This window comes from Clostridium senegalense (genome assembly GCF_018916625.1).
GTDB classification, from domain to species: Bacteria; Bacillota; Clostridia; order Clostridiales; family Clostridiaceae; genus Clostridium_J; species Clostridium_J senegalense.
In genome coordinates, this window is the sequence record NZ_JAHLNC010000001.1 from 449,315 (window position 1) to 465,640 (window position 16,326).

The 16,326-nt window shown below is 28.0% G+C and carries 16 protein-coding genes, 1 pseudogene and 1 other annotated feature; of the genes and pseudogenes, 1 reads left to right on the top strand and 16 read right to left on the bottom strand.

Annotation, left to right across the window (positions count from 1 at the left end):
• Nucleotides 1-17: 17 nt before the first annotated feature.
• From selA to KQI36_RS02250, 3 genes are all read right to left on the bottom strand, one after another.
• The gene (selA, locus tag KQI36_RS02240; protein ID WP_216449469.1) at nt 18-1,403 is read right to left on the bottom strand and encodes an L-seryl-tRNA(Sec) selenium transferase; all 1,386 of its coding nucleotides are present in this window, start codon (nt 1,401-1,403) and stop codon (nt 18-20) included.
• 99 nt (nt 1,404-1,502) lie between these two features.
• Nucleotides 1,503-2,531: a selenide, water dikinase SelD gene (gene selD / locus KQI36_RS02245; RefSeq protein WP_216449470.1), complete on the bottom strand. Its 1,029-nt coding sequence runs from the start codon at nt 2,529-2,531 to the stop codon at nt 1,503-1,505.
• Between the two features lie 127 nt (nt 2,532-2,658).
• The gene (locus KQI36_RS02250; RefSeq protein WP_216449471.1) at nt 2,659-3,333 is read right to left on the bottom strand and encodes a helix-hairpin-helix domain-containing protein; all 675 of its coding nucleotides are present in this window, start codon (nt 3,331-3,333) and stop codon (nt 2,659-2,661) included.
• A gap of 346 nt (nt 3,334-3,679) precedes the next feature.
• Between KQI36_RS02250 and KQI36_RS02255 the strand changes: the two genes are divergently transcribed.
• A complete protein-coding gene (locus KQI36_RS02255) occupies nt 3,680-4,957 on the top strand; it encodes a serine hydrolase (RefSeq protein ID WP_216449472.1) in 1,278 nt (425 codons plus the stop codon).
• Between the two features lie 15 nt (nt 4,958-4,972).
• On the opposite strand, the gene KQI36_RS02260 is transcribed toward KQI36_RS02255, so the two are convergent.
• The 13 genes and pseudogenes from KQI36_RS02260 to KQI36_RS02320 all read right to left on the bottom strand — a co-directional run bounded on the left by KQI36_RS02260 (nt 4,973) and on the right by KQI36_RS02320 (nt 16,308).
• On the bottom strand, nt 4,973-5,881 hold the full coding sequence (locus tag KQI36_RS02260; RefSeq protein WP_216449473.1) for an RluA family pseudouridine synthase: 909 nt from the start codon (nt 5,879-5,881) through the stop codon (nt 4,973-4,975).
• Between the two features lie 273 nt (nt 5,882-6,154).
• Nucleotides 6,155-6,538: a RidA family protein gene (locus KQI36_RS02265; RefSeq protein ID WP_010292649.1), complete on the bottom strand. Its 384-nt coding sequence runs from the start codon at nt 6,536-6,538 to the stop codon at nt 6,155-6,157.
• Between the two features lie 71 nt (nt 6,539-6,609).
• Nucleotides 6,610-7,875, bottom strand: a complete 1,266-nt coding sequence (locus KQI36_RS02270) for an LCP family protein (protein WP_216449474.1) — start codon at nt 7,873-7,875, stop codon at nt 6,610-6,612.
• A gap of 13 nt (nt 7,876-7,888) precedes the next feature.
• The gene (gene yqeK / locus KQI36_RS02275) at nt 7,889-8,455 is read right to left on the bottom strand and encodes a bis(5'-nucleosyl)-tetraphosphatase (symmetrical) YqeK (protein WP_216449922.1); all 567 of its coding nucleotides are present in this window, start codon (nt 8,453-8,455) and stop codon (nt 7,889-7,891) included.
• Nucleotides 8,456-8,473: 18 nt separating this feature from the next.
• A pseudogene (nadD, locus tag KQI36_RS02280) lies at nt 8,474-9,067 on the bottom strand (nicotinate-nucleotide adenylyltransferase); the annotation flags it as partial.
• A gap of 127 nt (nt 9,068-9,194) precedes the next feature.
• Nucleotides 9,195-9,488 (bottom strand): ribosome assembly RNA-binding protein YhbY, encoded by a 294-nt coding sequence (gene yhbY / locus KQI36_RS02285; RefSeq protein WP_010292656.1) that lies wholly within the window; start codon nt 9,486-9,488, stop codon nt 9,195-9,197.
• Between the two features lie 9 nt (nt 9,489-9,497).
• Nucleotides 9,498-10,775, bottom strand: a complete 1,278-nt coding sequence (obgE, locus tag KQI36_RS02290) for a GTPase ObgE (protein WP_216449475.1) — start codon at nt 10,773-10,775, stop codon at nt 9,498-9,500.
• A gap of 349 nt (nt 10,776-11,124) precedes the next feature.
• Nucleotides 11,125-11,427: a 50S ribosomal protein L27 gene (rpmA, locus tag KQI36_RS02295; RefSeq protein ID WP_010292658.1), complete on the bottom strand. Its 303-nt coding sequence runs from the start codon at nt 11,425-11,427 to the stop codon at nt 11,125-11,127.
• A 1-nt stretch (nt 11,428) separates the two neighbouring features.
• Nucleotides 11,429-11,776 carry a ribosomal-processing cysteine protease Prp gene (locus KQI36_RS02300; protein WP_216449476.1) on the bottom strand — a complete coding sequence of 116 codons (348 nt, stop codon included), beginning with the start codon at nt 11,774-11,776 and terminating at the stop codon, nt 11,429-11,431.
• Between the two features lie 2 nt (nt 11,777-11,778).
• Nucleotides 11,779-12,090: a 50S ribosomal protein L21 gene (rplU, locus tag KQI36_RS02305; RefSeq protein WP_010292661.1), complete on the bottom strand. Its 312-nt coding sequence runs from the start codon at nt 12,088-12,090 to the stop codon at nt 11,779-11,781.
• An 11-nt stretch (nt 12,091-12,101) separates the two neighbouring features.
• Nucleotides 12,102-12,167, bottom strand: a sequence feature (ribosomal protein L21 leader region).
• A gap of 141 nt (nt 12,168-12,308) precedes the next feature.
• Nucleotides 12,309-13,754 carry an Rne/Rng family ribonuclease gene (locus KQI36_RS02310; RefSeq protein WP_216449477.1) on the bottom strand — a complete coding sequence of 482 codons (1,446 nt, stop codon included), beginning with the start codon at nt 13,752-13,754 and terminating at the stop codon, nt 12,309-12,311.
• Between the two features lie 21 nt (nt 13,755-13,775).
• Nucleotides 13,776-14,480, bottom strand: a complete 705-nt coding sequence (locus KQI36_RS02315) for a TIGR03936 family radical SAM-associated protein (protein WP_216449478.1) — start codon at nt 14,478-14,480, stop codon at nt 13,776-13,778.
• Nucleotides 14,449-16,308, bottom strand: a complete 1,860-nt coding sequence (locus tag KQI36_RS02320) for a TIGR03960 family B12-binding radical SAM protein (protein ID WP_216449479.1) — start codon at nt 16,306-16,308, stop codon at nt 14,449-14,451. Before KQI36_RS02320 ends, KQI36_RS02315 begins: the two co-directional genes overlap by 32 nt.
• Nucleotides 16,309-16,326: the final 18 nt, after the last annotated feature.

Below are 16,326 nucleotides of genomic sequence, written 5' to 3' on the forward strand. Positions count from 1 at the left end.
CTATTATTTTTGTAAACTTAGTTTTCCATATCTTTTAAAGCCTTTATAATTTCTTTTATATCCTCTTCAAAAACAGTTCTTATATCTATTATAAATTCATTATCAAAAACTCTACCTATGATAGGAACCTCATTTAATCTTAATTTTTTTTCTATTTCCCCTACCGATATACTTTCATTTTTAACCTTTATAACATATGTAGGTATTTTTTCTGTTGGCATAGATCCTCCACCAACCATAGAATAATCTTCTTCTATATCAAATTTAAAATCTTTAACTGCATTTCTAAGTTTTTTTCTAAATCTTATAGCTTTTTTCTTCATTTCATCTTTAGATGCTAATATCATATTTAAAGTTGGAATGTTTTTTATAGCATCTTTTTCATCTAAATAATGCCTTAATGTTCCTTCTAATCCTGCTAAAGTCATTTTATCTATTCTGAGTGCACGAGTTAATTGATTTTTTTTCATCGCCTGTATATATTTTTTCTTTCCAACTATTATTCCAGCTTGAGGTCCTCCTAGCATTTTATCTCCACTAAAAGTAACTATATCTACCCCTTTTTTTATACTATCCTGAACAGTAGGTTCATGAGTAAATCCATACTTTGTAAAATCAACCAAAACTCCACTTCCGATATCCTCTACTACAGGTATTTCTTTTTTTTCTCCCAATTTTACCAATTCATCAAGTTCTACTTCTTCAGTAAATCCACAAATTTTAAAATTAGATGTATGAACCTTTAATAATATACCTGTATTTTCATTTATATTGTCTTCATAATCATATAAATGAGTTCTATTAGTTGTACCTACCTCTATTAATTTAGCTCCACTAAATTTCATAACTTCTGGAACTCTAAAAGATCCACCAATTTCAACAAGCTGACCTCTTGATACTATAACTTCCTTATTTTTAGATAAAGTATCTAAAACTAACATTATGGCTGCTGCATTATTATTAACTACTATAGCCGCCTCTGCACCGGTTATTTTTATTATTAACTCTTCAATATGACTATATCTAGAACCTCTTTTTCCTTCTTTTATATCATATTCTAAATTATTATATCTACTTGCCACTTCCATAGCATTTTTAACTGCATCGCTACTTAATAGAGAACGTCCTAAATTTGTATGTATAACTGTTCCAGTAGCATTTATAACTCTTCTTAAATTATGCTGTTTTTTTCTAGTTAAAATTCCTAGTGCATAATTTAAAACATCTTCACTTTCAAAATCATTAATTTTATTTTCTAATATATTTCTTCTAAACTTATCTATAGCTTCTCTTAAAGAATCTACTACTAATACTCTATATGTAATATCTATTTCTTTCTGAATTAATGGCTCCTTTAATAACTCATCAATTTTCGGAAGTTTCCTTAATAATTCTTTGTTCATAAGCACTCTCCTAAACCCTAATAAATTATTTTCATTTTTAAAATAGCAATTAAACATTTTAAAATTTCAACATAAATCAGATGCATCTTTTACAAATAATTATTCTACAATTATATGCTTATCATTAAATTCTACAACTTCTCCTATTATAGAAGTTTTCAACTCTAATCTTTTTAATTCCTCAAAAAGTATAATTCCTTCTTCTTTAGGTATTGATATCAATAAACCACCTGAAGTCTGTGGATCAAATAATATGTCACAAATAAAATCATCAACATTATTTAATTCATATTTTCCGTTCAGATAATTTCTGTTATTATAGGTCCCTGCTGGAACTAAACCCATTTTTGCATATTCTTCTACAGAGTTTATTATAGGTAATTTATCTTTAAATATTTTAAATGTTACCTCTGATGCACTTGCCATTTCATAGCCATGTCCCATCAAGCTAAATCCTGTAACATCTGTACATGCAGTTATATTATATTTGGTTATAATTTCCCCTGCATATTTATTTAAAGTGCTCATAACTTTTACACCTTCATTATAAGCATCTTTAGATGCCATCTCTGCCTTTATAGCAGTTGTAAGTATTCCAGTTCCTAATGGCTTTGTTAAAATCAAAATATCTCCAACCTTAGATCCATAATTTTTCAATATTTTCTCTGGGTGAACTAGTCCCATAACAGAAAGTCCATATTTAGGCTCATCATCAGCAACACTGTGTCCACCTATAATAACTGCCCCTGCTTCTATAACTTTATCTGCTCCACCTTTTAATATTTCTCCTAAAACATCTATATTAAGACAATTAGGGAAACATACTATATTCATAGCTACAGTTGGTTTTCCTCCCATAGCGTATACATCACTTAATGAATTTGCTGCCGCTATTTGACCAAAAATGTATGGGTCATCTACTACCGGCGTAAAGAAATCTAAAGTTTGTATTGTTGCTATATCATCATTTATTTTATAAACAGCTGCATCATCTGAAGTCTCTATTCCAACTATCAAGTTTTCATTTTCCATTTTAGGTAATTTACCTAATATTTTTGAAAGGGTCTCCGGCCCTATTTTTGCTGCTCAACCTGACGTTTTTGAAAGCTCTGTAAGTCTCTTATCCATGTTAAGCCTCCTTAAATTTTATTATTCTACAACAATATTGAATATTATTACATGTATTCTTTTAGTAATATCTAGTTAATTCATAAAAACTCAATATTGTTTTACCCTAATAATTTTATAATATTAACTATCTAATGTCCACCTTATCTCTTAATTTCTCTAAAGTCTTACTTCCTATACCATCTATATTAGAAAGTTCATCTATGCTTTTAAATCCACCATTACTTTCTCGATAATCTAATATGGCTTCTGCTTTACTATCACCTATTCCTGACAATGTTTTTAGTTCTTCTATAGATGCTTTATTTATATTTATTTTATTATTTTCTTTTCCTGTATTTTTTACACCTTTTTCTGTCTCAACTAAATCCTTAACTTCATCATTTTCTTCTAATTTTTCTCCTATTTTAGGAATGACTATACAATCCTCATCATTTAGTTTTTTAGAAAAATGTATTAAATTTTCATTGGCCTCTTTAGTTAATCCTCCTGCTTCATTTATTATATCCCTTACTCTACTACCTTCTAACAAAACATACTCTCTAGGATTTTTTACCGGACCTTTTATATCAACAACAATATATTTTTTTTCTGCTACATTTTCAATTTTATCGTCATTTTCTATTTCATTAAAAACATCTTTTTCAGTTATTTTATCTTTATTTTGAGACTTTTCTTTTAAAAAAATTTCATCACATTCAATTGATTTGTTATCCTTTGAAATAAAATAACCGCCTAAAACAAAAATTATTGACATTATTACCATACAAATTGAACCTATTATTTTTTCTTTTTCTTTCATAAAATTATCAACTCCCTATATAATTGAAATAATTTACATTTTAGGACTAAATCTTTAATTATATCCATATTATTGCCAAATATAATTTATTAATTTTCTTTTTCTGTATTTTTCTGATATAATTTAAGACATATACTGCTTTAAATAAAATATTTTTAACTTTATAAGGGAAAAGTTGCTTTTTATTATATATTAATAAAAAACAAAAATATTTATTTTTAGTTTTAATAATCTAATTTTAAAACATTTGTAATCCTATAAAAGAATATCAATATGAAACTTGATTATAAAGCAAGTTTATTGGTTAAAATCATTAATATTAAATTGAAATTACTAGGAGATGATTATGAATACATTAAAGAAACTTTTAATTTGTGCATTTACGCTTATAACGCTTAATACAAATCTAGTAATGGCAGCAACAACAGCTCCAAATGCTAGTGCAGAGGGGGTTGCTGTTATAAATGCTTCAACTGGTGAAGTTATTTATGGTAAAAATGAAAATATTCAATATGCTCCAGCATCGCCTACTAAGCTTATGACTGCTTTGCTAACACTAGAAAACTGTGATTTAAACGAACAAGTAAAAATTAGCACCTTACCACCTACTATAGAAGGCTCTAAAATATATCTGGATACCGATGAAGTTCTTACAGTTAGAGAACTTTTATACTCTTTAATAATGGTATCTGCAAATGATTCTGCTACTGCTTTAGCTGAACATATTGGTGGCAATATAGATAATTTTGCTACAATGATGAATCAACGCGCCAAAAAATTAGGTTGTAAAAATACTAATTTTACTAATCCTCATGGATTATATGAAAAACAGCATAAAACTACAGCTTATGATTTAGCTTTAATGGAAAAAGAGTTATTAAAAAACTCTACATATTTAGAAATATCTCAAACTAAAAATACATTTTTAGAACCAACAAACAAATTCAAAGAACAAAGACCTCTTTGGAATGACAATCGACTTATACAACCTTCTTCTGAATATTATTATGAGCCTTGTTTAGCCGCTAAAACAGGATTTACAGATGAGGCATTACATTCTTTTGTTGCTTCAGCTAAAAAGGGAAATGAAACTTTTATAGTCTCACTTTTAAGAGACCAAAATAAAACATATTTCAAAGATAGTAAGGATATTTTCGAATGGGCCTTTAATAACTTTGAAACTGTAAAATTATATGAAAAAAATAGTAAAGTAACTGATTATAAATGTACTACAACTGGTGTAGAAATACCTTTAGTTGCTGGTGAAAGTTTTTATTATACTAAAGACAAAATGGTTACAGATGAGCCTAAGATTACTTACGATATAACGCCCTTAGATACTAGCGCTATTTTAGCTGGTCAAAAGGTAGGGGTTGCTCATTTTAAATATAATAATATAGAAAAAGACATTCCTCTTATAAGCGGCAGAGACTATTATCCAATAAAAACTGTAAGTACTTACGAATATATAAATAATACAATAACTGACTCCACAAATAACTTCACTTTAATTTTAACAGGTATTTGCGCACTATTTTTAGGGCTTATAATTGTTTTTATTCTTTTAACAATAAAAAAAAGGAATCAAAAAAATATGTTTTTCTTAAAAAATAAAAGACATTAGATGTACTAATGTCTTTTACTTTTCATCTTCTTTTAAAATATGTACAAGTCTTTTCATATCTTCTGGCATTTCCTTCTCAACTTCAATAATTTCACCAGTTCGTGGATGAGGAAGTATTAATTTATATGCATGCAATGCTTGCCTTTTTATATATTCTTTTTCTTCTTTACCATATAAGGAATCACCATATATAGGACAATTTAAGTAACTAAGATGAACTCTTATTTGATGAGTTCTCCCAGTCTCTAACTTTAATTCTATTAAACTACCTTTTTTGAATCTTTCTAATACTTTAAAATGTGTTATACTTCGTTGTCCACTGTCCATTACAGATCTTTTTATACTGTCTTCTTTCATTATTCCTATATTAGCATTTATAGTACCACTATCTTCTAATATATCGTTATGACATATAGCAAGATACTTTTTAGTTATAAGGTTATTTTCCATACTTTTAGCTAAACTCATATGGGCAAATTGGTTTTTAGCAATCATTATTAACCCTGAGGTATCCATATCTAATCTACTAACTAATCTTACTATGCAATTCTCACCATTCTCTCTAAAATAATTTAGAACTCCATTTGAAAGAGTTCCTGTAGGATAACTTTTAGTTGGATGAACCACCATATTCACTGGTTTATTTACTATTATTAAATCCATATCCTCATACACAACATCAATATCCATTTTTTCTGGTATTATATTTTGACTCTCATTTTTTTTCTCTACTTGAATTATTAATATATCTCCTTCTGTTAACTTATGGTTTAGCCTTACAACATTACCATTTATTTTTATTCTATCGCTTAACCCAACCTTTTTTATGAATCTACCTGAAAGCTCTAAAACATCTTTCATGTAGTCTCTAACCTTCATACCTTCACCTTTTGATTCAACTTTATATATTAAATTGCTATCCAAGATTTCACCACCTATTATTATTTTTCATATAAAATTCTATATATGGTTTCTTATAACCAGAAATTGATTTGTGAACTATTATAAAAATTTTTATTCATTTTTCTACCTAATATATGTAGGATTAACTGGCACACAAGATAAATATGTGTCCTCTTACAGTATTCATAAAATCACATAAAAACATATTAAAATTCCTCTTAATATTTCAATTATACCAAAAAACTTTTTTTCACACAAAAAAAACTCCAGAATATATTCCGGAGTTTCAATTTATTATTCAGCTATTGCTACTACTTCTATTTCAACTAAAGCATCTTTTGGTAATGCTCCAACTTGGAAACAAGATCTTGCTGGTGGATTTGATGTAAAGAATGTTCCATATACTTCATTCATAGCAGCAAAATCATTTATATCTTTTAATAAAACTAATGTTTTAACTACTTTATCCATTGAAGTTCCAGCTTCTTCTAATATAGCTTTAACGTTATTTAAAGATTGCTCTGTAGCTTTTCTTATATCATCATTTACTAATTCTCCAGTTGCAGAGTTTATTGCTAATTGTCCTGAAGTGTAAACCATGTTTCCTGCTTTAACAGCTTGAGAGTATGGTCCTAAAGCTGCAGGTGCTTTTTCTGTGTGTATTATTTTCTTTTCCATTTTAAATTCCTCCTTGAAATTGTGTGTATATTTATAAATTCAATTTATAATGAATCTATTAGCTAATTAAATTACTGTGTCTTATCTTCTCCTAAAATTACTTCTATCTCACAATCAGGATTTACTTCTTTCATTATTTTAATATTACTTATACCAAAATCTTTTTCTATACTAGCTTTATCTTTTTCTTCTAGACCATATAATCTAATTTCAGATACGCTAACTGGTTTTAAAGATTGATCATAATTTCCATATATACAATTTTCATATCCTTTTGCAAGTATTCCATTTGCGAAAGTTTCTGCTAATCCACCTTGATTAGTACCATTTAAAATACTAACTCTAAGTTTTGATTTATTAATAGTACTTGGATCTTCGTTCTTTAATATGGATATAATATCACTATTCATTTCTTCTTTATATATATAATACGATGTTTCATCAATCCATGCATCTTCTCCACTTAATGTATGGAATGCTATATTATTTTTAGGTGTTGAAATAACATTTAATCCATAATCCATAATTTCCATAGCATTTAAATTAGTCTCTAAATATTTAGGAAAAACACCTAATATTTTTGGAGCTTTAGTTATTATTGACGGACTCTGAACTTTAGATAACAAGGCATTATAAAATTTTTGTTGCTGTTTTATTCTTCCTATATCACCTTCTACAAGTCCTGTACCATCATTGTTTTTTCTCCATCTAAAGAACTCTTCTGCTTTCTTTCCATCTAAATGCTGAGGCTTTGTACTAGCAGTAAAATTTATATGCAAGTCTTGAACTGGGTCATCATAGTACATGTCTTGATCTATAACTATATCCACACCACCAATAGCATCTATTATTTCTCTAAACGCTATTGTATCCAATTTTACATAGTAATCTATGTTTACATTTAACAAATCTTCCACTGTATCAACTAAGTATTGAACTCCACCAATAGCATGTGCTGCATTTATTTTCTGAGTTCCTTCTTCCAACTCTACTAAAGTGTCTCTTGGAATTGAAATTACATCATACTTTTTATCAACTTTATTATAATGAACCAACATTATAGTATCTGTTCTTTTAGGATCATTTTTATCATTCTCATCTCCTGACCCTAAATCTACACCCATAACTAAAAAATTTGCTGATTCTACATCTTTAGTTTGATTCCTGTCTTTGTCATTACCAGTAATATCTACAGAGTTATTACTAAATGTGGATAAATACATATATCCACCGCCAACCACCATAAATATTAAAAAGGAAAATATTATTAATATTTTTTTTAGTGATGATGACTTTTTATTCCTTTTTTTCTTTGTTTTTTTATTATTTTCTCCCATATTAATACCTCAATTATTTTATTAGTAGGTAATTTCTAGCCTCTATCGTTTTCGGATAAAGTAATTGATTTTTAGATATTATATACTTTATAGTTTGATTATACATCATAAGTAAAGCTTTATCTAAATCTTTTATTGCTACTTCTCTAATATCGTCTACTCCTTCAAATTTTCTTGAAGGCTCTATTCCATCTGATATATATATTATTTTTTCTAAAATACTCATATTAGGTCTTCCAGTTGTATGATATTTAATTGAATTAATAATATCTACATCAGTTATATTAAATTTTTCACCTGCTATATATGCCCCTACAAATCCATGCAATAACATAGGCGAATGCTCTATAACCTCATCTATTTCTATTAAATTATTTTCTTTAGTTATTTTAATTAATTCATCGTTACTCATATTTTTAGCACAATCATGTAAAAGTGCAGCTATTCGTATTTTATATTTATCACAACCATGAATTTCACATAAATTTTCAGCAGTTTCTAAAACACCTAAAGTATGAGTATATCTTTTAGGCTTTAAAACTCCTCTAATGTACTGATATATTTCAGTCTCATTAACCATTTCTCCACATCCCCTTGAATATAACTTTAGTTCAAGTATTTTATGAAAAACTTCATTAGGAATAAGGTACTTAATATTTTCACCTTTTAAAATTTTCTTTTTTATATTAGTTGATGAAATATCTACTAACGGAACGTTTAAAAACATTATTTTCGTTTTATATTTTTTTTCTATATATTTTTTTTGTTGTTTAACATCTTGAATATCATAACCAGGCCTATTAAAAACTATGAGATCACATAGTTTTAATAGTCCTTTTACATTTTTCCATTTTTCTATTTCAAGTAAACTGTCTGCACCAACAATAAAATACCAATCTGTATTAGATTCTATTCTTTTAAAATGCTCTAAGGTTTTATATGTGTAACTAGCTTCATCTCTTACTATTTCATAATCATCTATTTCAAAATACTTTTCACCATTTATAGCAGCATTAACAATGTCATACCTTATTCTTCCATCAGTCACATTCCTTTTATCTTTATGTGGTGGATTTCCACTTGGTACAAAAATTATTTTATCCAACTTTAACTTATATAATGCTTCATATGCAATATTCATATGACCATTATGTATTGGGTCAAAAGTTCCTCCAAATATAGCTTTTTTCATAGTAAAACCTTCTCTTTTTAATCTATTATATATAATATCACATAAAATAATATTTACCAAATTTAAAATTTCATTTACCCTTTTAGTTATTTTGATTTAACTAAAAGATACTTTTATTTGCTTTATATTACTTTGGTAATTCTATTTTAGGTTTTTTCTTTGACTTTCTATATAATACAAGCTTACTACCTATAGCTTGAATTCCTTCACAGTTTAATTTCTCGCATATATAATCAGATGCTTCTCTTGAAGTAATTCCACTATTGTTAAGAGTTTTTATTTTTATTAACTCTCGTGCTTCTAAAGCAGTATCTACTTGTGCTAAGAAATTTTCTTCTATTCCACCTTTACCCACTTGAAATATAGGGTTCATATCATTTGCTAATTTTCTTAAGTATCCTCTTTGTTTAGTTGTTATCATATTTTCCTCCTATAGTAAAAACTCAAATTCAAAATCATTAAGCCTTATAATATCTCCGTCTTGTACTCCCATTTCTTTTAAATCATCAAATACTCCCTTATTTTTTAATACTTTATGGAAATATCTTAATGAATCTGGATCATTAACATTTACACTGTTAAGTAGTCTATCAACAAAAGATCCTTCTACTACAAATATCCCTTCTTCTTCTTCTTTTATAGTGTAAGTAAATCTTTTTTCTTCTGGTATATATTTTTCATCATCACTTATTTGAAGATCTTCTACTGGTATGTGTGTTAACATTTCAGCTGCTTCTTTCATCAGTTCATCTACACCCTGATTAGTAGCTGCAGAGATTTTAAACACTTTGTCATATCCCATTTTATTTAATTCTTTTTTAAAGTTTTCAAAAACTTCTTCATCAAATAACATATCAGATTTATTTGCAGCAATTATTTGTGGTCTATCCCATAATTTAATACTATATTTTTTTAATTCTTCATTTATTCTTTTGAAATCATCAATAGGATCTCTACCTTCTAGTCCTGAAATGTCTATTACATGTATAAGAAGTCTTGTTCTTTCTATATGTCTTAAGAAATCAAGTCCTAATCCTACACCTTCAGATGCTCCTTCTATTATTCCTGGTATATCAGCAATAACAAAGTTTTGTATTCCTTTTAAACTTACAACACCTAAATTAGGCTTTAATGTTGTAAAATGGTAGTTTGCTATTTTAGGTCTTGCCTTTGATACAACAGAAAGTAATGTTGATTTACCTACATTAGGGAATCCTAAAAGACCAACATCAGCAAGTAATTTTAGTTCTAATTTAATAAATCTTTCTTCTCCTGGCATCCCTGGTTCTGCAAAAGTTGGAGCCTGTCTTGTTGGTGTACAGAACTTACAGTTTCCTTTTCCGCCTTTTCCACCTTTACAAACTACATATGTATCGTCAGCATGTGATAAGTCACACATTATTTTATTTGTTTCAGCATCTCTTATAACTGTACCCATTGGAACATTTATTATAAGGTCTTCACCATCTCTTCCATAACATTTGGAACCTTCACCTTTTCCTCCATCATTTGCTATAAATTTTCTATTATATGAAAAATCTAATAGCGTTGTCATATTACGGTCAGCTTTTAATATTATACTTCCACCGTTTCCACCGTCTCCACCATCTGGTCCTCCAAGTGGAACATATTTTTCTCTTCTAAATGAAATACATCCATTACCACCAGTTCCTGATTTAACAAATATCTTCGCTGTATCTATAAACATATATCTTCACCTTACTTTCTAAAATTATATTTAGTCATACTTAATTAAATTACAAATGAAATTCAACGTGTCTTTCTAAGTAACACACATATATTTTCTTCTGTTATTTACTTTCATATGCCTTAAGAATTAGGAATTAAGAATCATTTTTTATTAATTCTTTCTCTCCACTTTATATTATAAAGTTTTTCCCATATATAATTAATAATACGCATTTATATCCTTATACACAATAAGTTTTTATAAGTTTAGAATTTAAATTATAATAACTAAATGACGATTATATTTTTTTAATTCTTAATTCCTAATTCTTAATTAAAAAAGCACCCCTATAAAGGGTGCCTTTAAACTATTCAGCTATTGCAACTTCTACATCAACTGGATAAATACTAGCTTTTTTCTTGTCTTTACCCATTCTCTCGTATCTTACAACACCATCTATTTTAGCGAAAAGAGTATCATCTCCACCTATTCCAACGTTGTTTCCTGGATGGATTTTTGTTCCTCTTTGTCTAACTAAGATGTTTCCAGCAAGTACAAATTGTCCATCTGCACGCTTAACACCAAGTCTCTTAGATTCACTATCTCTTCCGTTTTTTGAGCTACCTACTCCTTTTTTGTGAGCACATAACTGAAGGTTTATTAGTAACATATCACTGCACCTCCTCTACTAATACTTTAAGGTATTTTCCATAACTTATTTCTAAATTTTGCAACCCTAGTAACATCGTTTCAAGCAGAACCTGTGCACTCTCTATTTCACTATGTAATAAGTTTGATATATCTAATTGTATATCACCTTCATCTGCAACATAAGTTACATTTAACTTTAACACTTCTATTAATCCTAAGATTGTTACCTGTGCTAAATTTGATACACATCCACAAACTACATCATCATAAACAGTTACTTTTTCTTGTCGATCATAATATTCAGCATGACCATTTACACGAAACGATACTAACTCACTAGATTTCTTTGTAAAATTTATATTAATCACAATTAAGCCTCTATTTTCTCAATTACGATTTTAGTGAAAGGTTGTCTGTGTCCTTGTTTCTTTCTGTAGTCTTTTTTAGGCTTATATTTGAATACTATAACCTTTTTAGCTTTTCCTTGTGCTACAACTTTAGCAACAACTTTAGCTCCATCAACTACAGGCTTACCAATTACTAAACCTTCCTCTTTTCCAACTGCTAATACTTGATCGAATTCTACAGTTGAATCAACTTCAGCTTCAAGTTTTTCAACGAATAAAACGTCTCCCTCTTGAACTCTATATTGTTTTCCTCCAGTAAGTAATACTGCGTACATGTAAATACACCTCCTCAATCCAGTCTCGCCTTTTAAGGTACTTAATTAAATAAGTTTTAACACCTTTTCCGTGCGGTCTACAAAAGCCATTTTAGCACATAAAAATATCTTTGTAAAGATTTTTATTGTTAAAATTTATTTTTAATTACTCATGTAAAATAAAATAATCTACCGTAATTATACAGTATATTTTAATCTATTATTTAATTAAATATACTTTAATCAATATACTCTTCAGGATAAACCTTATATATATGTAGATTTTTTATTTGACTATTAAAAATAAGTGGCTCTATTTTAAATGTATCTATACCATGCACATAATTAATATATATATTTTTATCTAGACCATGAATGTTTTTCACAAAAGATAATATATCACTTTTTATTTCATTTTTATAGATATCATTTATTTCTATATATATATTCTTTACATCTTGTTCTACTTTTAAACGTTCTATATTATTTTGAATCATTGTTTCTATATACGAAAGTTTCACTTTAACTCCCTTACCATTGCAAGAAGTACAGTTTTCAAATATGTATTCAAAAATAGACTTTCCACTTCTTCGTCTTGCTATTTGCACAAGGTTTAATTCAGTAAAGTCATATATACTTACTTTGTTTTTGTCATTTTTAAAATGTTTTTTTAATTCTTCTATTATTGTTTTTTTCTCTTCTAGTTCCTTCATATCTATAAAGTCTACAACTACTATTCCACTTATGTTTCTAAGTTTTATCTGATCTGCAATAATTTCAGCCGCTTCTAAATTAGTTTCAAACACAGTTTTTTTCATAGAGGAATTTTTAGTATTTTTAGCAGAATTTACATCTATAACATGCATTGCTTCTGTTTTTTCTATAACTATATTCCCTCCACTTGGTAAATTTACTTTATTATTTCTCAAACTTAAAATTTCTTTTTCTATACCGAAATAATTAAATAGACTTATAGCATCTTCATATATTTCTAAATTAACTCTTTCAAATTTATATTCTAAAATTTCTTTACAAAAATTGAAGTCTTTCAAATTATTTACTATCACTTTATAATTCTCATGTTTTAATCCTTTTAATATATTTCCTATTATTCCATCGTTATCATATAATAGACCTATATTTTTAGAATAAGTAAACTTTTTAGCAACATTTTCATAAATAGAATAAATAGTTTGAATTTCTCTGTTTATTTCATCAATTTGAATCCCATACGCACTGGTTCTTATGACAACCCCTATATTTTCAGGTTTATGTATATTTATCATAGCATTTTCTTTAAACTTGTCATCTCTTATTTTTGGTGAAAATCTTATTTCTTTATGACCATTTGATAAAACAACATAATTTCCTGGGAAATTTACATTTTCTGTTACCTTCGCACCCTTTTTACCACTTTGTTCTTTTATAACCTCTACTAGAACCTCTTGGCCCTTTTTTAAAGTATTTAAATCTCCCTTTAAATACATATAAGCATTCTTTTTTGTGCCTATATCTATAAATGCAGATTTTATGGATGGCACTATATTTTGCACCACTCCCTTATATATATTAGAAACCTTAGGTTCATTATTCTCTTCTTCTATATAACACTCTGATAATTGTCCATTAGTTTTTACCGCTATTCTAACAATTTTCTCATGTCTTTCAATAAATATTTCTTTCAATTAGAAACACTCCAAACTACTTTAAAAATATTCATTAAGTGGAAGCATCTTTTTCCCTTTTAATGCATACATATCTATTCTCTCTATATCTACAAAAGCATCTTTTTCTATAGCATCTACATTTTCTTTTATAAAATCAGCTAATAAACTTGCAGAAAGATTCGCTCTACTACCACATGCCAATGTAGAATTTAATACTATATAATTATCTTCTTTAGAAAAAGATATCTTTTTTATTAAAGGTTTAATATTAACATCTTTTTCACCTTTTTTACTTTTTTTAATAGTATTCCATTCTTTTATATTATTTAATTTTTTTATTCCTTCTAAAGCTTCTTCTAAATTATTAGTTTTTAATTTTATTTTATATTTAGCTTCATCTATTATAGCCATTGCTTGTGGAGATTTAGTGTTTTCTTCTTTTTCAACTTTTTTAGCATCTAAAAATTTAATGCCAATAGGGGCATTTGTATTTAATAATTTTACTATTTCCTGTGAAGGCATCTCCTCTTTAAATACAACATCCATATATTCCCCACTAGAATATACCCCTACCGAAAGCGGTTGGGCTATAGATATGGTCATATGAGGATTAAATCCTTTTGAATATTCAATTGGTAAATCTGCTCTTCTTATTGTTCTTTGTATTGTTCTCATTAAGTCTAAATGTGATATAAATTTTATTTCACTTTCTTTAGTGTATTTTATTAAATAACGCACCTTCAAAGCACTTCCCCTCCTTAAAGTTTACATTTACTCCACATCCAGTACATCTTTCTCTACAATCTGGAGTTAAGCTTGCTTTTTTTGCATTTTCATTTTCTTCTATCAAGTATTCTTTTGTAACACCTATATTGATAAAATCCCATGGAAGTATCTCATCATAACTTCTTTCTCTATATGTATAGAAATCTCCATCTACTCCACATTCATGCAACGCTTCCTGCCAAGTTTCAAAGCTAAAGTATTCACCCCAACCATCAAATCTTGCTCCTTTTTCAAAAGCTTTAATTAAGACATCACATAATCTTCTATCACCTCTTGCAAATACTGCTTCCATATAACTTACTGGTGATTCATGCCAATTATAAACTATAGCTTTACTTTTTATAGAATCTCTTAAACTTCCAATCTTCCCTTTAACACTTTCCATTGTATCCATTGGTGCCCATTGGAATGGAGTGAATGCCTTAGGAACAAAAATAGATGTGCTTAAAGTCACTCTAAGCCCTCTTTTTCTTACATTTTTAGGAACCTTAAAATATTCTTCTACAACTTTTTCTCCAAGAGTTCCAATTCCTATAACATCATCCATAGTTTCATAAGGAAGACCTATCATAAAGTATAACTTTAATGTTGACCATCCAGCTTCAAAAGCACTTCTACTAGAGTTTAATAAATTTTCTTCATTTACACCTTTATTTATTATATCTCTCATCCTTTGACTGCCTGCTTCTGGCGCAAATGTAAGTCCTGTTTTTCTAACTTTTTGTATCTCATTAATTAAATCTACTGAGAATGAATCTATTCTAATAGATGGCAATGAAACACCTATTTTTTTATCCTTATATTTTTCTATTAAAGAAAAAACTAGATTTTGTATATCTGAATAGTCACATATACTAAGTGATGTTAATGAAACTTCCTCATATCCTGTCTTCTTTATAATATCATCTACTTGATTAACTAAAGTAGATGTCTTTTTTTCTCTAACTGGTCTATAAATCATACCTGCTTGACAAAATCTACACCCTCTTGTACATCCTCTAAAAGTTTCAAGAGTTATTCTATCATGCACTATCTCTGTATAAGGAACTATAAGTTTATCTGGATATGTATTTTCATCAAAATTTGTAATTATTCTTTTCTTAACTATTTTTGGTACATCTTCATACTTAGGCTCAAAGCTTTTTATCGTATTATCATCGTTATATTCTACATTGTAAAGACTTGGAACATATATTCCTTCAATTTTTGAAGCAGCTCTTAAGTACTCTTCTCTAGATTTACCTTTATATTCTTTATATAGGTCTAAAAGTTCGTTTAAAACTTCTTCCCCTTCTCCTAAACTAAATAAATCTGCAATATCATAAAGGGGTTCTGGATTGTAGGCACACGGTCCTCCCATCATAACTATTGGATGATCCTTTGTTCTTTCAGATGACCTAAGTGGTATATTAGACATATCTAACATATTTAATATGTTTGTATAACTCATTTCATATTGAAGAGTAAAACCTAAAAAATCAAACTCACTTAAAGAATCTTTACTTTCTAACGCAAATAATGGAATATTATTATCCCTTAAAGCTTTTTCCATATCTGGCCAAGGTGCATAAGCTCTTTCACAAAATGTATCTTCCCTTTGGTTTAAAACATGATATAGTATTTTACTTCCTAAATGAGACATTCCTACCTCATAAACATCTGGAAAACAAAATGCATACCTTATATCTACTTTGTTTATATCTTTATTATAAGAATTAAATTCTCCACCTATATATCTAGCTGGTTTTTCAACTTTATATAGTATATCATCGGAAATTTTCTTCATTTAAATTCCTCCTTAAGT